We start from the raw sequence: 20,010 nt of genomic DNA, 5'->3' as shown, positions 1-20,010 counted from the left end.
AACGTATCGTTTATATTGATGGTTCGGAGTTAGAGATAAGGAGCCGCCAATGCGCAACGTATGGATCATATTCAAACGAGACATACTGCGACTCCTGAAAGTTCCGTCGGCCTGGATTGTGATCATCGGCCTTACGTTCCTGCCATGCCTGTACGCGTGGATCAACATTTTCGGATTCTGGGACCCGTACGGCAACACGTCCAATATCAGCGTGGCCATCGCCAACGAGGACACGGGCACCGACAGCGCCACCTTGGGCCATATGGATCTGGGCGCGCAAATCGTCAAGAAACTGCAAGCCAACCACGAACTTGGGTGGCGGTTTGAGAACCGCGCCGACGCCATGCAGTGCGTCGAATCGGCCAACTGTTACGCGGCCATCGTAATTCCCAAAGACTTTAGCGCGAGCATGGCCGACATTGTGACGGACCCTTCCCGCAAACCGACGCTCGAATATTATGTCAACGAAAAAGCGAATGCCGTCGCGCCCAAGATTACGGGAGTGGGCGCCACGACGGTGGACCGCGAAGTCAACAACACATTCGTGTCCACGGTCTCCACGATCGTGACGAATCTCGTCAACAAGACAAACACGTCGATCGAACAGAAAACGGACACCACGGTCTCGCAAGCAATCGACCGGCTCAACAAAACCGACGCGAAGCTCACGGACACTACGGACACCATCAATAAACTCATTACGAAACTCGACGGCATCCCGAGCCAGACGGCCACGGCGCGCGCCGCCATGGACCACGTGCAGCAGGCCGCAGATCAGTCGAGTTCAGGACTGCAGAAAGCGCAGGGGCTGCTGACCAAGTCCCAGCAAAACCTCAACACGTTCATGGGTGCCACGTCCAAATCGCTGGACAAGGGCTCGAGTCTGCTCACGCAGGCGACTTCGCAGGCCAACACCAACGTCATAGGCATCTCCAGTGCCGTGCTGGGCGCAACGGGCTATACGCAAAGCGCCATCACCTCGTTGCAGTCGGTCAACACCACGAACCAGTCGCTTGTCAACGACCTGAAAAATATTGATCTGTCCAGCATCAATCCGGAACTGCAAACGCAATTACAGCAGCTCATCACCCAACTGGACACGAACAACCAGCAGACCGCTACGGCCTTGAGCGACTTGAAAACGCTGAATACGAACGTTCGCAATACGGCCTCAAGCACGCAGAAGTTGGCCGACAGTTTCTCGGGTGCCACCAACACCACGATCACTTCAGCCTCGAACGCGCGCGACACGTTGAGTTCGGGCGCGCTGCCGCAGCTCAACAGTTCGCTCAGCTCGTTGGCGGCTTCAAGCGGCATGCTTGCGGCGAGCGCCTCGGGCGCCAATTCCCTGATCGCGCAGACGCAAGCCGTGCTCAACCAGCTCGATTCGGTTAGCGAATCCTCGGTCAAGGCGCTTACGGGCACGGGCCAGCTTATTTCCGAGCTCAAGACGCGCATCGATTCCGTCCGTACGGATTTGCAGGCGCTGACCTCGGCCAATATGCTCTCGTCGGTGCTTGGCACGAGCTCGCTGGACGCGAGCAGCATCGCCAATTTCATGCTCTCGCCAACGGTGTTGAAAACCACCACGCTGTACCCGATCAATTCTTATGGTTCGGGCATGGCGCCGCTGTTTACGAGCCTGTCGTTGTGGGTGGGCTGCTTCATGCTTATGGTGATTTTGAAGCTTGAAGTGGATGACGAAGGCCTCGACGGCCTGTATGTCACGGCCGCACAAAAATATTGGGCGCGCTTCCTGTTCCTTTCGATTATCGCCATGGCGCAAGGCCTCGTGTGTACGATCGGCGACTTGCTGCTGGGCGTGCAAACGGTCAGCAAGCCCATGTTCGTGCTTACGGGTGTGATTATTTCGCTATGTTATTTGTCGATCACATATGCGCTGTCTACCACGTTCATGCATGTGGGCAAAGGCCTTGTGGTGGCGCTGGTCATGGTTCAGATCCCTGGCGCTTCGGGCTTGTATCCGATCGAAATGATGCCGAAGTTCTTCCAAGTCCTGTATCCGTTCTTCCCGTTTACCTATGCGATTAGCGCGTTCAGGGAGACGATCGGCGGCTTCTATGACGGCCATTGGGGCAAGATGATCCTCATGCTGCTGCTGTTCGCCGCCCTTGGATTCGTGCTGGGTCTGCTTGTGCGTCCATTTATGACGAATATCAACCGTCTGTTCAGCAACGAGATTGAGCAGGGCGACCTCATCAATGGCGAGCGCGTGTATTTGCCGAACCGTCCGTTCAGTGCGGCCACGGCCATCAATGTGCTGGCCAGCAAGGGCGCCTACCGCAAGCAGCTCAAGGACCGCGCGATCCGTTTCGCCCACCTGTATCCCAAGCTGCTGCGTGGCGCGCTGATCGCTGGCATCGCCGTGCCGGCCATCCTGTTCGTCACGTTCTCCGTGTTCAACGACGGCCGCAAGATTGTGGCGCTGGCCGTGTGGTGCGTGTGGATTCTGCTGATTATCGGATTCCTCATGGTGGTGGAGTATATTCACGACTCCCTGTCGCGCCAGGTGGAGTTGAGCGGCTTGAACGACGACGAACTCGTCAACATGGTGTTCACGCATACGTTGCAGGACAACGCTTCGCGTACGCATAAAGAGGAAGAGAAGCAGCACCGCTGGAGCAAGCGCCATCCACTGCTGAAAATGACCGTACACGAGCATCGTAAGGGGAAGCATTCCGCATGAGCAAGATGATTCGTATTTTCCTTGACGATGTCAAGCGGTTCACGTGCAATGTGGTGTCGATTATCATTTTGATCGGCCTTGTGGTGATCCCGGGCTTGTTCACATGGTTCAATGTGGGCGCGTGCTGGGATCCGTTCGCGAACACGGGCAATCTGAAATTCGCGATCGCCAACGAGGACACGGGCTACACGAGCGACCTGCTGCCCGTCAAAATTTCCATTGGCGACGAGGTCGTCAATTCGTTGCGCGCCAATTCGCAGCTGGACTGGTCGTTCACGTCCCCGGCAGCCGCCATTGACGGCACGAAATCGGGCAAATATTATGCGGCCGTAGTCATTCCAAAAGATTTCAGCAAGACGATGATGACGTTCTTTTCCACGGACGCCAAGCACGCGACGCTCGACTATTACGACAATGAAAAGCTCAATGCGCTCGCCCCGAAAGTGACGGGCCAGGGCGCCGACACGATCGCCGCGGAAATCAACGAAATGTTCGCGAAAACCATTACGGGAAGCGCACTGAGCATCGCATCGTCGATTGTGGACCATATGGACACCCCGCAGGCGCACGACCGTATGCAGAATTTCAATACGAACGTTTCCGATTTGGCGGACACGCTTAACGACGGCGCCACGGCGCTGCAGACATACAGCGATTTGACGGGCTCGGCGCAAACACTGCTCAACAGTTCCACACAGCTTGTCAAGAACGCGGATTCGTCGGCACAGTCGATGGTCAAGGGGCTGCAGTCCGCCAAATCGTCCGTGGACGGGCTGACGGGCGCGCTCAATACGTCCGTCACGGCGCTCGGCAACGCGTTCACGGCGAGCGCCACGAGTTTCGGATCGGTCAATTCCCAGCTCGACAACCTGTTTACGAACGCCGACAATACGGCCAACAGTTCCGCCACTTCGATCCGCAATATGGCGACGCAAATCAATACGCAAGCCGGCGATTACCAGAAAGTGCGCGACTCTCTAGCCGCACTCGCACCGCAATTGAAGACGGACAGCGCAAAAACGGCGCTCAATCGTGTGCTCACGCAACTCGATTCCCTTATTTCGCTGCAGCATACGATGGCCGACGACCTCAACACGGCCGCACAGTCGATTAATGACCATGTGTCCAATAGCGACGGCCAGCGTCAGCAGATTACGGATCTCGCGACGCAGGCGAAGTCGTCGATCGACAGTATTTCCAACGATTTCAATACGTCGGTCAAGCCCGATTTGACGGCCATGAATGCGGCGTTTACTGACGCAGCTTCCAGTTTGACGGGCGGTGTGGCGCAGCTCAAGGGCGCGTTCGGCGACTTGTCGGGAAGTGTTGCGGACGGCGATGCGGCGCTCACGAAGGTCGGCACATCGATCGGACAAGCGGCCACGGCCATGAAGGAAACGGCCGACCGACTCACCTCGTTCAAAGACCGTCTGCAAAAGGCACTGAACAGCGGAGACATCGCCAAGATTAAGGACGTGCTCAATTCGGATACAGGCACGCTCGCCACGATTTTGGCGGCCCCTGTGCAGCTCAAGACGAAGGCTGTGTTCCCTGTGGCGAACTTTGGTACGGCGCTTACGCCGTTCTACACGTTCATTCCGCTGTGGGTGGGCTCGCTGCTGCTTGCGGTGAGTTTGAAAACGAATTTGTCCAAAAAGCGGCGCGAACAGCTCGGCAATCCCAAGCCATACCAGATTTTCCTGGGCCACTATGGCATATTCGCGCTCGTGGCGCTTATGCAGATCACGTTCTCGATGGCGGGCACGCTGCTGTTCCTGCGCGTGCACGCCGTGCATCCGCTGCTGTTCCTCGCGACAGGATGGCTAAGCGCCATAGTGTATTCGTTCTTCATTTACACGATGGTCGTCAGTTTTGGCAGCGCGGGCAAGGCCATCGGCATTCTGTTCCTCGTAATGCAGATGTCGGGCGCGAACGGCGCGTATCCGTTGGTGTTGCTGCCGAAGCTGATCAATGACATCAGCCCGTTCCTGCCGATGACGTATTCCGTGACGGCGTTCCGTGGCGCCATCGCCGGCATTTACCAGAACGATTACTGGATTGCCATGGGACGTCTGGTGCTGTTCATCGTGCCGCTACTGCTGATCGGATTGATTTTGCGTAAGCCGCTGATCGGCTTCAACCGTTGGATTGTGGCAAAGACGGAAAGCACGCATCTGATTGGCTAATCGCCAATCGCCGAGCCAACAGCCCGACAAGGAAGACCGGCATGGAATCGGACAAGAAAGACGGAATCATGGACGTAACACGCGCGGTGGCGCAGCAGAGTCAACGCCTTCAGGAGCGCCATCAGCAGCGGCGCGAGCAGACCGACCGCAAAATCATGCGTGCGGCGCTGAAAATCATCATTTCCGAAGGCGTGGGCGCGCTGAGCATTGAAGAGGTGTCCCGCGCCTCGGGAGTTGCAAAAACGACGATTTACCGGCGTTACCGCAACACCGACGATTTGCTTGAGCAGCTTTCAAGCTATTTGGCGGGGCCGATCTGCTCGTCCGAAGTGGAAGGGCTTTCACAGCATTTGGAGCCTTCACGCGAGAGCTTCCACCAGCTGCTGGAGCTGTTCACGTCAAGTTTCGACAGTGAAATGGGCTTGAAGGCCGTGGGGCTTGTGCTTTCGAGCAGCAACCAGCGTTTGTGCGGCCTTGCCGACCAAGTAATTGAACCCGTGCGCGAACGTTTTGAACATTTTATGAACCGCGGTCAGGATACGGGCGTATTTCGCAAGGAAATTGATCTGAAGTTCATTTTTGACACGATGCTGGGTTCATTGCTCGCATGCCAGGCGTTGCATGCCGCGGATGCGGGCCACTGGGCCGACCATATGACGGCGTTATTGTGGCCCAGCATCCAGGCGCAGTAAAAGCGAATGGAAAAACTGTGGCGTTGAATCCGGGACTTTACAGGCTTTCAAGGTCTTTGCCCTTGGTTTCCTTGGCAAAGAGATAAGTGATTGCTCCGACGACAAGGCAAACGCCAAAGAACGTGAATGCGGTCGTAATCACGGCGGGATTGATGTTTTGTGCAACAAAGCTTCCGCCTACGAGCGCGCCAAGCAGTGCGGGACCGATGATCTTTGCCGTGGCGCCAATGCCGTATCCAAGGCCAAGAGCCGTAGAGCGCGTATCGTTGGGGAATTGCTCTCCGCCAAACGCATTGAGGATTCCGAAAACGCCATCGCCGAATGTCATGATGATGAGCACCGCAATATAGAATTGCCATCCCGAGCTATGGAAAAGCACTGCCGAAAAACAGCCAACCGCGCCCAAAATTCCATACAGGAACATGGTCCAACGGCGTCCAATGATATCGGCGAGCCAGGCCGATCCAAAGCGGCCAAGGCAATCGGCAACCGAAACACCCATAAACAGGAATGCCACTGTTTGCGTGGAGAAATGGAATGCGTCTTTCAACAGGGTTTGGCCCCAAGACTGTACTGCATAGCTGCCCATAATGAAGCAGAAGGAGCCAATGCTGATAATGGCCAAGGCCTTGCCGTTGCGGTGTAGCAATTCGCGATAGCTGATTTTTTTCCGCTTGGTAATAACAGGAAGCGCGCCAACCTCATGCTCCGGCATTTCAAGGGCCCACGCGAGGGCGCGGGCGGGCCTTCTCGTCCTCCCCGTGCGTCTGATAGAAACGCGGAGACTCGGGAACGCGGCGAAGCCAGAACAAGAGCAGTATTGGGAATGCTCCCAAGGCCATGAGTAGACGCCAATTGTCGCCGATAATGCCTTGGGCGATAGATCCCAGAAGCAGCCCAAAGGAATGAACACGGACGCAAGGCCCGATAGCATGCCACGATTCTTGGCCGGCACGAATTCCTGCACATAGGGGATCGAAGTGATGTTAAGACCGGCGACTCCAATGCCTACGCCGATGCGCAGCAACGACAGCAACGCCATGCGCCTGTCGGGAGGAACACGGAAAACAGCGTAAACGTCACGAAGACATATGATGCACTAGGTAAAGGCGTGCTTGCGGCCAAACCGATCAGAAAGCCGTCCCCACAGGATTGAGCCGATAACAGTACCCAGTCCTGAGGCCGCCAGGATCGAGCCCGCTTCAAATCCCGTCAGATGCCATGCCGAGATGAGGAGGGAGACCACAAATCCCACAAGGAACATATCGAAGAATTCGGCAATATTGCCAATAATTACCAGTCCAATAATGCTTCTTTGATGTTCTGTGAGCGGGTGTGCGTCAATCTGTTCATACGCCGTCATACTTCCCAGTATCAGAGATGGAGCAGAAGAACACGAACACCTTTCTGCAATCGGCATAAGGACGAACCACACATGGTTAAGGGCAGCCTGCATGCATACAAGCTGCCCCTAACCCCTAAAGAGATTGGCGCACCTACGCCATGGTTATGCCATCATGCGGCTCCTACTCTCGGCCTCGCCATCCAATGCGAACTGCGAGTTGTAGATGTCGGCGTAGAAGCCGTTCTTCGCGAGCAGTTCCTCGTGCGTGCCGCTTTCCACAATGTCGCCGCTGCGCATCACGAGAATCTTGTCGGCGTCGCGGATCGTGGACAGTCGGTGGGCGATCACGAAGGACGTGCGGCCAACCGTGAGGTTGTCCATGGCCGTCTGGATCAGCTCTTCCGTACGCGTATCCACAGAGCTCGTGGCCTCGTCAAGAATGAGGATCGGAGCGTTCTGCACCATGGCTCGCGCGATCGTGAGCAGCTGGCGCTGGCCTTGCGAAAGCGACGTGTTCTCGTCGAGCACCGTGTCGTATCCCAGCGGCAGCGAGCGCACGTAATGGTCAAGGCCCACGGCCTTGCATGCGGCCACAATCTGCTCGTCGGTCACCTCGCGCTTGGAGTAGCGGATGTTTTCCTTGACGGTGCCGTTGAACACCCACGTGTCCTGCAGCACCATGGAGAACTGGTCGTGCACGTTCCAGCGCGGCACGGACTTCGTGTCGATGCCGTCAATGGAAATCTTGCCGCCGTTGATCTCGTAGAAACGCATGAGCAGGTTGACCATCGTGGTCTTGCCGGCGCCTGTCGGGCCGACAATGGCGATCTTTTCTCCCGGGTTCACGTTGACCGAGAAGTCGTGGATGATCTGCTTGCCCGGATCGTAGCCGAACTGCACGTGTTCGAAGCTTACGGCGCCCTTGACAGGGGCCTTTTCGCCCAGCAGCGGCTGCTTCTTGGATTCATCGGACAGTTCCGGCTCCTCGAGGAACGCGAACACGCGCTCGGAACCGGCGGCGCAGCGCTGCAGGTTCTGGAACGCCTGCGCGAACTGGCTGAGCGGCTGCGTGAAGAAGCGGATGTAGAGCATGAATGCCACGATCACGCCGAATTCAATCTTGCCGTCAATCGTGAGTGCAGCACCCACCACACACACGGCCACATAGCCGAGGTTGCCCACGAAGTTCATCATCGGCATCATGAGGCCCGAGAAGAACTGCGACTTCCAGCCTGACTCATACAGGGCGTCATTGTAGCGCTCAAAGCGACGGATGGATGCGAATTCGCCGTTGAAGGCCTTGACGACCGTGTGTCCCGAATACATTTCTTCCACGTGGCCGTTGACATCACCCAAGGCGACCTGCTGGCGCACGAAGTACTTTTGCGAGGACTTCATCACGATCATCATGAGAATAAGGCCGATAATCGTGACGCCCACCGCGCACAGCGTCATCGTCACATTATTGGCGAACATCATCACGAGCGCACCCACGAACAGCGTCAGCGACGTAATGAGCGAGCCGAGCGACTGTCCCAAGGTCTGTCCGATCGCGTCCACATCGTTCGTAATACGGCTCATGACGTCGCCATTGGAGTGCGTATCGAAATATTTGAGCGGCAGACGGTTCATTTTCTCGCTGATCGCGCCGCGCAACATTTGTGCGGTACGCTGTGTCACGTTGGCCATCAGCCAGCTTTGTGCGTAACTGAACAGCGCGTACGCGAGGTACAGAATGATCAACGTCCATCCGTACCGTTCAATTTGGCCCATGTCGATCGAGCGCAGGATCGGCTTGCCGTTGACGATGGCTGGCAGGCCTTGCGTGATCGTGTTGGTCATGTCTTTCAAGACATTCGGTCCGATGATCTGGCAGATGGTACCGGCGACGCCGAGTACCAGCGCAATGATGATGACGGGCACGTATTTTTTGGCGAACACCATGAGTTTTTTCATGGATGCGCCGAAATTGTCCGGTTTTTCAGCAACGCCGCGGCCGCGACGTCCCATTGGTCCTGGCATGTGCGCTCCTTTCAGGCGTTCAGTTCGTCTTCGCTCAGCTGGGACTGGGCGATTTCACGATAGGTCGGGCAGGTTTGCAGCAGTTCGCGGTGCGTGCCTTGGCCCACGACTTTGCCGTCGTCGAGCACAAGGATCGTGTCGGCGTCCATGATCGTGCCCACACGCTGCGCCACAATCACCTTCGTGATGTCGGCGGCTTCCTTGCCGAGCGCGTCGCGGACCATGCGGTCCGTCTTGAAGTCGAGCGCCGAGAAGGAGTCGTCGAACACGAGGATTTCCGGATGCTTGTAGACGGCGCGCGCAATGGACAGGCGCTGGCGCTGGCCGCCGGAAACGTTCGTGCCGCCCTGGGCGATTGGGGATTCGTAACGCTCGCTCATCGTGGAGATGAACTCGCTGGCCTGGGCCACGTCGCAGGCTTCTTCCACGCGGATGAGTTCGTCGGAAGTGACGGCGAGCTGCGGATCCTTCTCGATCATCTCATGCTCGAGCTCGCGGCCCGCGCGCGTGGAGGTGTCGTAGACGGGCACGGTTTCCGGCTCGCCGGGCTTGTGTCCGTAAGCCACATTGGAGGCCACGGTGCCCTTGAACAGGAACGACTGCTGCGGCACATATCCGATCTTTTCACGCAGCGCCTGCACGTCGTACGAGCGCACGTTGACGCCGTCGATAAGCACTTGGCCTTCGGTGGTGTCGTAGAAGCGCGGGATCAGGTTGATCAGCGACGACTTGCCCGAGCCCGTGGCGCCGATGATGGCCACGGTGTCGCCGCGGTTGGCCTTGAAGCTCACGTGTTCGAGCATCGCTTCACGCGAATCGGGGTAGGTGAAGGACACGTCGTTGAACTCGATGGCGCCTTGCAGCTGCTCGTCGGGGTAGCGGGAAGCGTCCTCGGAATCCAGCACGCCGTTGGCGATCGCGTCGGAAACGGTCAGACCGTTGGTGCGCTCGCCCGAAATGACGCGCGGCTCGGTGTTGAGCACTTCAAGGATGCGCTGTGCGGACACGTCGGCGCGCGGCCACAGCACGAATACCATGCTCAGCAGCAGGAACGCCATGATGATCTGCACGGCGTAGCTAGAGAAGACCACCATGTTCGAGAACAGCGTGAGCTTGTCCATCATGCCGGCCTCGTTGATCAGCGCCGCGCCAATCCAGTAGATGGCCAGCGACAGGCCGTTCATGATCGTGTTCATCAGCGGCATCATGAACGCCATGGCGCGGTTCGTGTACAGCTGGGTTTCGGTCAGTTCGGTGTTTGCGCGGTCGAACTTCTTTTCCTGGTAGTCCTGGGCGTTGTAGGCGCGTACGACGCGCATGCCCGTAAGGTTCTCGCGCGCCACGAGGTTGATGTTGTCGGTCAGCGTCTGCATCATCTTGAACTTCGGCATGACCTTGACCATGAGGATGGCCACGGCGACAAGCAGCACCACCACGCACACGCCTGTGGCGAGCGTCCACTCATAGCCGTCGCCCGCAATCTTGCACACGGCCCATACGGCGGTAATCGGCGCCTTGACAAGCATCTGCAGGCCCATTGTGATGAACATCTGGATCTGCGTGATGTCGTTCGTGGAACGCGTCACAAGCGACGCCGTCGAGAAGTGGTTCATCTCGGGAGGACCGAAGGATTCGACTTTGCGGAATTCCAGCGATCGCAAGCGCTGGCCGAAGGAAGCGGCCACACGGGCGGCGATATAGCCCGTGATCACGGCGCATACGAGGGATCCGAGCGCCACAAGCAGCATCTTGCCACCGGCGACCCACACGTCATGCATATGGCTGCCCGGAGTTTCCACCAATTCGGTGATTTCCGACATATAGCTCGGAAGCTTCAAGTCAAAGTAAACCTGACCGACGATGGTGGCGAGGGCGATGAGCATCTGCCCGATTTCCACTTTGGAAAGGTATCGAATAATACGCAGCATAGAAAAGAAAATCTTTCTTATACGTTGGGGATAGGGGATAGCAACAGTTAGTGCGTAGTCATCATTACAGTATTAATTTACACTATAAAATATTTTGTGAGCGAACAGCTTCCAGCATGGCCGCCAATCGCTCGTCGCGCTGTTCGAATTCGTACTCGATCTGCCCCGAAGACGGAGGGAACGATTGATCAGGGCCCAATACGGAGAAATAGGCGAGAAACTCATTGACCAGCGACAGGAATTGATCCGTGCGGCGTTTGCCCATTTGCGTAAAAATCCAGCAAATGCGCTCGGCCATGCGGGAGTATTGCTCCGTCAGCCACACACGGCCCGATTCGGACAGCTTGATGCTCGCGCTGCGCCGGTCACGCTCGTCCGGAACGCGCACAATCCAGCCTTTTTTCTGCAATCCCGCCAGAGCCGTGGAAATACGGCCCGGGGTGACATGCAGGCTTTCCGCGAGTTCGGAAGGTGTCTGCGGTTCCTTGGCAAACAGAATGTGCATCACGGCCTTTTCGCCGCGCGTGCTGTTTTGCAGGTCTTGCCCCGCTTTGCTATGGCTTACGCCAACCATGGCCAACAGGTCCAGGAATGCTTCTCTCTCAAATGATTCGCTCACAATACCGCTTTCTGCAATCACTATCGATATTTTATAATGTAAAGTATTTGTGAGACATGGTCAACCCCGCATCCATGCGAGATTACAGGGCTTCAACCTCGCGCAAGCTCAATCCGGTGACGGTAGCGATAAATTCCGCGTCCAACTTGGCGCGACGCAACTTACGGGCGATTTCGATCTGCCGCAAATATTCCCCTTCCTTGCGGCCTTCAACCAATCCTTGCTTGCGGCCCTTGCGCCAAGCCGCGCGCTTGATGTCATCCAAGAACAATTGACGCTCATATGATTCATCATGTGATTGAGAAATCATAGTGCGCACACCCCTTTCGAACCGTCCCATGTATGTAGTGTACGGGAAAGCGGCACTGTTCACCGTACTTTTGCAGTGTGATATAGGCGGCAACGATGGGGGCTTGACGGTATCGCGGCCCCATTATTACCATGAATAATTTCCATAATTTCCCATAAATAAAGTGCGGGCAGACACGTAACCCGCACTATTTCGCACGACATACGCCGCAATTTCACATTGCACGGCATCGTCTTATGCCGCAAGGCCGTAGCGCACGGATCACAGCTGTTCGCCGTCGTCCATCGCTTCGTCTTCCTCGACGTCGAACGAGCGCTCGTTGGCGAACGTAAGAACGGCCAGCGCCGCCCACAGTACCGCATTGAATCCGTTGAGAATCGCCTTCGTCTTGTTGCCCTCGCGAGCGGACGCGACGGTCGTGACCGTGGACAGCACGCTCATGAGCACATACAGCGCAATGAACACCTTGCCCAGCGGAACGTTGTTCAATTTATGGGCGCCTTCGGAAATTTTCTCCGACACCGTCTGCGCAATTTCCTTGCACGGGCACTTTTTCTTGACGTCCTCCACGAAGGTCTCCAGATTTTCCATCAGACCGTCTCCTTACGTTGGTATTTCTTATTTCGACCGCGACTTTACGGTTCCCATAGTTCTAGTTGTACGCGAGCAACCTCGGTAATTGCTGTAATTGTTCATTGACGGCTCACGCAAGTGCGCAGATTGCCCGTTAATCTCACTTTTGTTGCGTGAATATTTGCAAATAACGACTAATACGACGATTATTCACGTAAAAATCCGCAGATAACGGTTTCGACTACGATTATTCACGTAAAAATCCGCAAATAACGTCTTAACCGCAACTTTCATTCGCGCTCCGCGGCGTGTCTCGACTAAAAACTGCGATTAATGAGCAAATTGCAAAATTTCACGTGAATAATCGTATGTCAACAAGTAAATTGCCGATTTTCACGCAACAAAAGTGCGGTTAAGAAGAAAACCGCGGATTTTTACGCACAACAGAACCAAAGAATCCGAAGAAACTCTCATTACCCCACGGCTTAGGAAAACGGTCGAATCATTGGGCAGTGAGTACTATGGAGCACTATGGAAATAGCGATGCTCAAGGAATCTGAACTCGAGGACAGCCTGAACAATACGGTGCGACCGGCATTGGAACAGTGCAAAACCGCGGGCTACATGGATCCGGCGCATCAAATTTATTCGGGCCTCCCGCTGCCAAAGCTCGAGGAGCTGGGCCGCCTGCATTATGTCTGCTACGACGTCCATGAATTCCAGAAACTCAACATTCCGGGAGCGTCCAAGCAGTTTCACGGCGCCATTGTCGTTTCGCACGGCTTTTCCGAGTTCGCCGCCAAATATGAGGAACTCGCATGGTATTTCTTGCTCGCGGGCTTTTCTGTATGCATTCTTGAACATCGCGGCCACGGCTACTCGCCGCGCGACGTGGACAACATCAACTACGTCTACATTGACGACTGGCACCGCTACGTGGCCGATCTGGCCAAGTTCGCGCGCACGATCGGCCGCGAGTACGCGCAAGGTTGCAAACTCAGCCTGTTCGCGCACTCCATGGGCGGCGGCATTGCCGCGGCCATGATGGAACGCTACCCCAAGCTCATCGATCGCGCCGTACTCTCTTCGCCCATGATCGCGCCGAACACGGGCGCCCCCAATTGGCTTGCCGCAACGTTGTGCGGCCTGGCGGACGATCTCGGCCAAGGCAAAAGGCGCGCACCCGGCCAGCACGATTTCGAACCCGAAATCAACATGAAGCACAATCCGGGCTGCAGCGTCGCGCGTATCCAATGGTTCCAGGACCTGCGCAAGGCGGATACGCATTATCAGACCTGTGCCGCCACGAACAGCTGGGTCAAGAACGCCGTCATGTTGTCGCACGCCATTTTGCAGCCCAAACGCATTCAGGCCATGCAGACGCCGATACTCATGTTCCAAGCCGGACATGATCTTTGGGTGCAAAATGTGGCGCAAAACAAGTTCAAATCCATGATGGACGAACGCCATCGCGATATTGAACTCGACCGCATTCCCCAGTCGGCGCACGAAATTTTTTCCATGCCAAACAACACTTATGCGCTATATCTCAAGCGAATCTTGCGATATTTGCAGTCAAGCGAAAAAGTGTCTGTTCTCGAGTAACTAAACCGGAATTTTTCCGACACTCATGCGCAAGCGTGCGCAGTTTTCCATCAGGTTCCGTCATGCCCTGCGATACAATCGCACAGTTGACGAGAGATTGAAGTGATAACCATATAGAGGGATGTGATTTGAGCAAGCAGCCGCATACGACCGCTCCAGAAATCGCCGGGGCCGCCATTGACGCCGTAGAAGAAACCGCGCTACTCAAGGACCCCTCGACTACCAGTACCACTACTGCCGCCAGTACCAGCGAGGCTAGTGCCAGCGCCGCCATCGCGAGCGCCACCAGCCCTACCACCACCGCGAGCACCACCAAACCAGCCAAAAAGCGCCGCCATCGCACGTTCGAACAGACTCCGAACCGCATGATTTTCGGCGCGCTGCTCGTGCTGCTCGGCGGTTCGCTGTGGGGCATCAACGGTTCCGTGGCCAAAACCATCATGACCGACTATGCCGTGTCGCCGTTGTGGTACGCATGCGTGCGCCAGACAATCGCGGGCGTCATTTTCCTTGTGGTTTCCGCCTTTACCGCGCGCCGCCAGCTTGTGGGCGCCGTCAAAGACGTGCGCGCATATCCCAAATACATTCTTACGGCCTTCGTGTGCGTGGCGCTCGAACAGGTCGCCTATCTTTACGTGATCCAGTACACGAACGGCGGCACGGCCACGGTGTTGCAAACCGTGAACCTCATCATGGTGCTCGCCTACGTGTGCTTCGCGGCGCGCAGATGGCCACATTGGCGCGAGACGCTGGGCATCGTGATGGCGTTCTGCGGCGTGGTGCTGCTTGCCACGGGCGGCAATATCACGACGCTCGCCATGCCGCTTCCCGCACTGATATGGGGCCTGATCAGCGCATTTTCCGCAGCTTGCCTCGCCATTGTTCCACTTAAGTTCATTGTCCGTTGGGGCGATATGGTCGTCAATGGCATCACGTTCTTCCTGGCCGGCCTTATGCTGGTCCCGTTCGTGCAGCCGTGGCGCAACATTCCGCAATTCGACTTGCGCGGTTGGCTCCTGTTCAGCTTTACCGTGGTGGTGGGCACGTTCATGGCGTTCTGGTTCTTCATGGCCGGCATGTCCATTGTCGGTTCGCTGCGTGGTGCGCTACTGTCCACGGCCGAACCGATTGTTGCAACGATCACTTCCGTGGCGTGGAACGGCGCCGTGTTCTCGGGCGCGGATCTGTGCGGTATCGGACTTATTATTCTTATGGTGTTCGTCATCCAGCACAAGCCCGCCATCGCAAAGGAAACCGCGTAATGAGTCCCGCAAAAATCGCCCGTTTCGCCCAGTCCGACCAGTATTTCCGCTGCCCGAACTGCCATGAGCCGCTTATGTTGGACGGACAGAGCCTGCGTTGCGTCAACCGGCACTGTTTCGACCTTGCGCGGCAGGGATACGTCAATTTGGATCCGTCCGCGAAACAGTCCGATTTTTATAATTCCGATTTATTCGCCGACCGTGGCCGCATTCTGGCGGCCGGATACTACGACCATATCCGCGACGCCGTGCTGGAAACCGTCACGTCCGCCAATCCGCGCACGATTCTCGATGTGGGTTGCGGAGAGGGTTTCTATTCGCGCGCGATCGCGCAATCCGATTCGTCCGCCCAAATATTCGCGTTCGATATTGCCAAATCGTCGATTCAAATTGGCGCACGTGAGGATATGACGAGCAACATCGCGTGGTTTGTCGGCAATTTAATGGACATTCCGCTGCAGTCGCACACAATCGACTGCATTATCGACATTTTTTCTCCGGCCAATTATGCGGAATTCGACCGGCTGCTGACTGAGCACGGCACGATTGTGAAAGTCGTTCCCGGCGCCGCGCACGTTCAGGAACTGCGCGAGGCCGCGGCCAATCAATTAAGTAACGGCGCGCATTATTCCAACGACAAGGTCGTGACGATGTTCCGCGAGCACGTGCCGAACATGCGTCAGTTCACGGTGTCGCAAACGATGCAGATGCCGGCCGAGGACGTGCTCGCGTTCGCGCATATGACGCCGTTATTTTTCAATGTGGATCTCGACCGCGTGGATTTGCGGTCCGTGGACCGCATCACCGTGCAGGCCGAGATCCTTGTAGGCAGCAAATAATCGTTAGCCGCCCTTGAATCAGTGCTTCAGCGCTTTGTCGAGGAAGTCGAGCTGAAGCAGCAGCAGATTGTGCGCCACAACCGGATCATTGGTCATGTGCGTAATGCCGTTCAGCGGCAGGAACGTGTGTTCCTTGCCCGCGGCGAGCAACGCTTCAGACAGGCGCAGGCTGTGCGCAATCGTCACGTTGTCGTCGGCGAAACCGTGGATGAGCATCAGCGGACGGCTCAGGCGAGGGGCGTCCTTGATAATCGAGTTGTCCTCGTAGGTCCGCTCTTCCAACCCCAAATAACGCTCCGTGTAATGCGTGTCGTACAGCGTCCAATCGGTTGGCGGAGCGCCCGCGCAAGCCGCAGCGAAGGTGTCGGGAGCATCGAGCACGGCGAGCGCCGAAAGGAAGCCGCCGTACGACCATCCCATAATGCCCACATGGTCCGTATCCGCTTGCGGCAGCACGGCTTCGTCCGCTTCCTTGGCGGCGTTGAGCTCATCGATGGCGCCGTTGAGGGCCTGGACTGCGTGCACTTGGTCGTCAAGCGTCACTTGCTTCATCGTGTGCCAAATGGCGCGGTCCCACTTCGGTCCGCGTCCCGTGGTGCCGTGGCCGTCACAGATGACGACCATGTAGCCTTGTTCGGCCCACCATTGCGCGTCCCAATACTCGTTCACGCTCATCGTGACGCGCTGGAATCCCGGTCCGCCGTACGGCTGCATGATGACGGGGAGCTTCTTCGGGGCGTCATTTTCGTTGATTTCGCCGCCTTCTGGAGCCATTGGCGTGATGATGGCGGCGAACATGTGGTCCTCGCCGAGCGTCGTGAACCGTACGTTGGGCGTAAAGCCGGGTTCGGCTGCCAAGTTGCGTACGAGCAGCGACTGGCCGGCGCAGCTGAATTCGGTGACGGTGCGCGGCGTGCTCATCGTGCGGCCGGATACGACAATGCCGTCGCCGGCGCGCGCGGCCGTCCAAACGCCCGGTTCCGTGGTGACGGGAGTGATGTTGCCGTCATAGTCGATAGTGACCACGTCATAGCTGCGCGCATCATGGTACTGCTTCGTGGATTCCCACTCTTGCGGCACATCGGGCGCAAGTTCCGGCGTGCGCTGGACCACACACAACACGTTGTGCTCATTGGCGTCAAGCACCTTGCGCACCTGCCAGCCGGCCGGCGTGAACGCAATGCCGTTGATCGTCAGGCGGTTCGTGTCGTTGAGCATGTCGTTTTCCGCACACACGATCCACTTGCCCGCGTAGCAGGGCGTGCCCTGTACAAGGTCGAGCCACTGGTCGTTGTGGTGACGGTCGAGTTCGCGCGTATGCAGCGGCTTGTGATCCTCATGCTTGTCCCACTGCTTGGCATCGGGCATCACGATTTCGAGGATGCGGTCGTCGGTCTGGGCGCGGTTCTGCACCTGTATAACCGGCAAATGGCCGAATTCCCAGCGCACCACGGCCAAGTATTCGAAGGCTTCGCGATCCCATTCGACAGGGGCTAGCGCCTCGCGCTGCGGGCCGTCCTCTTCAAGGCGCACGGCCGTCAGCGAGACGATGGCGTTGTGCGTAAGGGCTCGCGGATAGCGGTGCGGCATGGCGTTGCGGTCAGGATGCACGGGATCGCTGATGTACCACAGCGGCTCTTCGGTGGAATCGAACTCTTCCACGAGCAATGTGCGGCTGTCGGGGCCCCACCAGAATCCTTCATAACGGTCCATTTCCTCACCGGCGGCGAATTCGGCGAGGCCGACCTTGACCACATCGCGGCGTTCAGCCGGTACCGTCATAACGGCGGCGGCGGAATTGTCGTTCAAATTCACCACGACAAGCGCGGATCCCGTGGAATACGCTACTCGCGTACCGTCCGCGGACATACGCGGGTTCAACACGGGCGAGGCGAACTGCTCGTCTTCGGCGTGAATGAAGTTCGGCACAATGCGACGTGTTTGCGACGGGCCGCCCGCCACATCCACTTCGGTCACAAACAGCGCACCGTTTACGGTGAACGCCACCACGCGGCCTTCCACGTCCGCGCTGTAGTCCACAATGCCCGTTCCGGCCTCACGTGCGCGTTCGCGGCGGGCGCGTTCCTCGGGCGGCACTTCCTCGTTGCCGTCGATCAGCGTGCGAGGATCGGCCACCAGCGTTTCCGCGGGCTTGTTGTCGCCGTAACGGTCAATAGTCGCCATCCACAATGACGCGACCGTATCCTGGTCTCCGGAAGAACGAAGGAACAGCATGCGCGAACCGTCTGCGAATACGCGCATGGCCTTCGGGGAGCCGCACGTGAAGCGGACCGTGTTCGCTTTATGGGCGGCGTAATTGGCGATTGAATCGCGAATAAGTACGGAATCATTCATGGTTCCCACCATACCTTTTGCATACGTCCGCAAATGGATGCCACCAGCTTTTTTGTATACTGGTGTATCGCGCATTTTCTATGTCATATATATTGCTGTAGCCGCATTCGTATACCGTAGGAGACGAGAATCGTTACAATTTGAGATAAGGGACGTTCGCTACACCATTGGCGAGGCGGCCGCCAACGCGTAGGATGGAACAGAAAGAAAGGGACGGATCATGAGCGTTCTTGATCGATTCGAAAAGAGCGTAGAGGGCGCGGTAAACGGAGTGTTTGCCAAGTTTGGCTCCAAAGACCTGCAGCCAGTAGACCTCTCCAGCGCACTTGAACGTGAGATTGATGCGGAAGCCATGCCGGTAGGCCGCGACCGCACCGTAGCACCGAACGAATACCGCTTTAAATTGAGCACCGCGGACTTCGACCGCATTGACCAGTGGGGTTCCGAGGCGTTGGCCAACGAACTTGCCGGCAACCTCACCCAGTACGCCAAGAGCCAGCATTACGCTTTCGTGGGCCCCGTAGTGGTTATTTTCGAAGAAGATTTGAATCTTTCCAAGGGCAACTTCAAGCTGACGAGCGAATCCGTGCAGGGCAACGCCGTGCCCGTGACCACGGACGCGCAAATCGAGGATTGCCCGATGCTGGAAGTCAACAACAGCCAATACCTGCTGACCAAGGACAAGACGATCATCGGCCGCGGCTCGGGCTGCGACATTGTGATCGACGATCCGGGCATCTCGCGCAAGCATTTGGAAATCGACATTACCGACAACGGTGTGGTGGCCCGCGATCTGGGTTCCACCAACGGCACGTATGTGGAAGGCCACCAGGTTCCGGCGGCCACGTTGCTGGACGGCAACACCATCACGATCGGCCGTACCCGCATCCTGTATTGGGCTTCCTCCCAAGACCAGGAGTGACACCAGGAACGCATAGCTGCAGCTTATGATTACTGAACTGACATTCACGGTCCTCAAATACGGATTCCTCATACTGTTATGGGTGTTCGTATGGCTCGTCGTACGCTCGCTGTACCGAGACGTTGAGGTCTTGAGCCCGCACAAGTCGCGCGCACGCCGCCGCAAGGACCGTAAAGCCCGCAAAACCGCACAATCGCCCACGCGTAGCGCACAGCCCATGCGCACCACGCACGCTTCGAGGCATACGCCTCGCCATGGCGTCCAGCCCACGCTGCTAGTGGTGATTGACGGCCCGCTGGCAGGCACGTCGGTTCCGTTAACGGGTTCCACCATTACGTTAGGTCGAGCGCCATCGAATACCGTGGTGCTTGACGACGAATTCGTTTCCTCGCACCATGCCCGCGTGTATCCGGATCCCAGCACGGGATCCTGGGCCATTGAGGATCTCAACAGTACCAACGGCACTATAGTGAACCAGCAGCGCATCGCTGCACCTACCATGCTTCCGGCTGGAGTACCGGTTCGCATTGGCGCCACCACCTTCGAATTGAGGTGACCATGGCGTCTTCCGATGATTTTGAAACCCTGCGTTTGCCGCAGCGCGAACCGCAGGATGAACTGCCTACTCAACCGTTGCAGCAGCAT

General features: G+C 57.1%; 13 protein-coding genes and 3 pseudogenes. 8 read left to right on the top strand and 8 right to left on the bottom strand.

The features are described 5' to 3' along the window. Positions 1 to 49 precede the first annotated feature (49 nt). The 3 genes from BMAGN_RS03815 to BMAGN_RS03805 are packed head-to-tail and all read left to right on the top strand — an operon-like array spanning position 50 to position 5,585. The gene (locus BMAGN_RS03815) at positions 50 to 2,707 is read left to right on the top strand and encodes a YhgE/Pip domain-containing protein (protein WP_022860222.1); all 2,658 of its coding nucleotides are present in this window, start codon (positions 50 to 52) and stop codon (positions 2,705 to 2,707) included. Next, positions 2,704 to 4,893 (top strand): YhgE/Pip domain-containing protein, encoded by a 2,190-nt coding sequence (locus tag BMAGN_RS03810; protein ID WP_022860221.1) that lies wholly within the window; start codon positions 2,704 to 2,706, stop codon positions 4,891 to 4,893. The genes BMAGN_RS03815 and BMAGN_RS03810 overlap by 4 nt, the downstream gene beginning before the upstream one ends. A 41-nt stretch (positions 4,894 to 4,934) precedes the next feature. Continuing rightward, a complete protein-coding gene (locus BMAGN_RS03805; protein WP_022860220.1) occupies positions 4,935 to 5,585 on the top strand; it encodes a TetR/AcrR family transcriptional regulator in 651 nt (216 codons plus the stop codon). Between the two features lie 37 nt (positions 5,586 to 5,622). Here the strand turns inward: BMAGN_RS03805 and BMAGN_RS03800 are convergent. From BMAGN_RS03800 to BMAGN_RS03775, 7 genes and pseudogenes are all read right to left on the bottom strand, one after another. Further along, positions 5,623 to 6,948 (bottom strand): annotated as a pseudogene (locus BMAGN_RS03800) (MFS transporter). A 144-nt stretch (positions 6,949 to 7,092) separates the two neighbouring features. Next, the gene (locus BMAGN_RS03795; RefSeq protein ID WP_026502117.1) at positions 7,093 to 8,952 is read right to left on the bottom strand and encodes an ABC transporter ATP-binding protein; all 1,860 of its coding nucleotides are present in this window, start codon (positions 8,950 to 8,952) and stop codon (positions 7,093 to 7,095) included. An 11-nt stretch (positions 8,953 to 8,963) separates the two neighbouring features. Continuing rightward, positions 8,964 to 9,809, bottom strand: a pseudogene (locus BMAGN_RS08730) (ABC transporter ATP-binding protein); the annotation flags it as partial. Positions 9,810 to 9,907: 98 nt separating this feature from the next. After that, a pseudogene (locus BMAGN_RS08725) lies at positions 9,908 to 10,880 on the bottom strand (ABC transporter permease); the annotation flags it as partial. An 82-nt stretch (positions 10,881 to 10,962) separates the two neighbouring features. Next, positions 10,963 to 11,499: a MarR family winged helix-turn-helix transcriptional regulator gene (locus BMAGN_RS03785; RefSeq protein WP_022860217.1), complete on the bottom strand. Its 537-nt coding sequence runs from the start codon at positions 11,497 to 11,499 to the stop codon at positions 10,963 to 10,965. Between the two features lie 82 nt (positions 11,500 to 11,581). After that, positions 11,582 to 11,809 (bottom strand): hypothetical protein, encoded by a 228-nt coding sequence (locus BMAGN_RS03780; protein WP_152593271.1) that lies wholly within the window; start codon positions 11,807 to 11,809, stop codon positions 11,582 to 11,584. 261 nt (positions 11,810 to 12,070) lie between these two features. Then, entirely contained in the window at positions 12,071 to 12,400 is a 330-nt protein-coding gene (locus BMAGN_RS03775) for a hypothetical protein (protein ID WP_022860215.1), read from the bottom strand. A 513-nt stretch (positions 12,401 to 12,913) separates the two neighbouring features. Here BMAGN_RS03775 and BMAGN_RS03770 point away from each other — a divergent pair. The 3 genes from BMAGN_RS03770 to BMAGN_RS03760 all read left to right on the top strand — a co-directional run bounded on the left by BMAGN_RS03770 (position 12,914) and on the right by BMAGN_RS03760 (position 16,088). Further along, positions 12,914 to 13,987 carry an alpha/beta fold hydrolase gene (locus BMAGN_RS03770; RefSeq protein WP_022860214.1) on the top strand — a complete coding sequence of 358 codons (1,074 nt, stop codon included), beginning with the start codon at positions 12,914 to 12,916 and terminating at the stop codon, positions 13,985 to 13,987. Positions 13,988 to 14,115: 128 nt separating this feature from the next. Beyond that, positions 14,116 to 15,249, top strand: coding sequence for a DMT family transporter (locus tag BMAGN_RS03765; protein ID WP_022860213.1), 1,134 nt, complete (start codon positions 14,116 to 14,118; stop codon positions 15,247 to 15,249). Continuing rightward, positions 15,249 to 16,088: a putative RNA methyltransferase gene (locus BMAGN_RS03760; protein ID WP_022860212.1), complete on the top strand. Its 840-nt coding sequence runs from the start codon at positions 15,249 to 15,251 to the stop codon at positions 16,086 to 16,088. The genes BMAGN_RS03765 and BMAGN_RS03760 overlap by 1 nt, the downstream gene beginning before the upstream one ends. Before the next feature lie 18 nt (positions 16,089 to 16,106). Here BMAGN_RS03760 and BMAGN_RS03755 read toward each other — a convergent pair whose 3' ends face one another. Further along, complete coding sequence (locus tag BMAGN_RS03755; protein ID WP_026502113.1) at positions 16,107 to 18,443, bottom strand: prolyl oligopeptidase family serine peptidase; 2,337 nt, start codon at positions 18,441 to 18,443, stop codon at positions 16,107 to 16,109. A gap of 220 nt (positions 18,444 to 18,663) precedes the next feature. Between BMAGN_RS03755 and BMAGN_RS03750 the strand changes: the two genes are divergently transcribed. Continuing rightward, a complete protein-coding gene (locus BMAGN_RS03750) occupies positions 18,664 to 19,365 on the top strand; it encodes an FhaA domain-containing protein (protein ID WP_022860210.1) in 702 nt (233 codons plus the stop codon). Between the two features lie 25 nt (positions 19,366 to 19,390). After that, complete coding sequence (locus BMAGN_RS03745) at positions 19,391 to 19,921, top strand: FHA domain-containing protein FhaB/FipA (protein ID WP_022860209.1); 531 nt, start codon at positions 19,391 to 19,393, stop codon at positions 19,919 to 19,921. Positions 19,922 to 20,010: the final 89 nt, after the last annotated feature.

This window comes from Bifidobacterium magnum, from assembly GCF_000741255.1.
Lineage (GTDB): Bacteria > Actinomycetota > Actinomycetes > Actinomycetales > Bifidobacteriaceae > Bifidobacterium > Bifidobacterium magnum.
The sequence above is the reverse complement of the archived record's forward strand: the minus strand, read 5'-3'. Positions and strand labels throughout refer to the sequence as shown.

Excerpts from the sequence above, each read along its gene's own strand:
- BMAGN_RS03815 (WP_022860222.1), top strand. The coding sequence starts at position 50 with ATGCGCAACGTATGGATCATATTCAAACGAGACATACTGCGACTCCTG.
- BMAGN_RS03810 (WP_022860221.1), top strand. The coding sequence starts at position 2,704 with ATGAGCAAGATGATTCGTATTTTCCTTGACGATGTCAAGCGGTTCACG.
- BMAGN_RS03805 (WP_022860220.1), top strand. The coding sequence starts at position 4,935 with ATGGAATCGGACAAGAAAGACGGAATCATGGACGTAACACGCGCGGTG.
- BMAGN_RS03795 (WP_026502117.1), bottom strand. The coding sequence starts at position 8,952 with ATGCCAGGACCAATGGGACGTCGCGGCCGCGGCGTTGCTGAAAAACCG.
- BMAGN_RS03780 (WP_152593271.1), bottom strand. The coding sequence starts at position 11,809 with ATGATTTCTCAATCACATGATGAATCATATGAGCGTCAATTGTTCTTG.
- BMAGN_RS03775 (WP_022860215.1), bottom strand. The coding sequence starts at position 12,400 with ATGGAAAATCTGGAGACCTTCGTGGAGGACGTCAAGAAAAAGTGCCCG.
- BMAGN_RS03770 (WP_022860214.1), top strand. The coding sequence starts at position 12,914 with ATGGAAATAGCGATGCTCAAGGAATCTGAACTCGAGGACAGCCTGAAC.
- BMAGN_RS03760 (WP_022860212.1), top strand. The coding sequence starts at position 15,249 with ATGAGTCCCGCAAAAATCGCCCGTTTCGCCCAGTCCGACCAGTATTTC.
- BMAGN_RS03755 (WP_026502113.1), bottom strand. The coding sequence starts at position 18,443 with ATGAATGATTCCGTACTTATTCGCGATTCAATCGCCAATTACGCCGCC.
- BMAGN_RS03750 (WP_022860210.1), top strand. The coding sequence starts at position 18,664 with ATGAGCGTTCTTGATCGATTCGAAAAGAGCGTAGAGGGCGCGGTAAAC.
- BMAGN_RS03745 (WP_022860209.1), top strand. The coding sequence starts at position 19,391 with ATGATTACTGAACTGACATTCACGGTCCTCAAATACGGATTCCTCATA.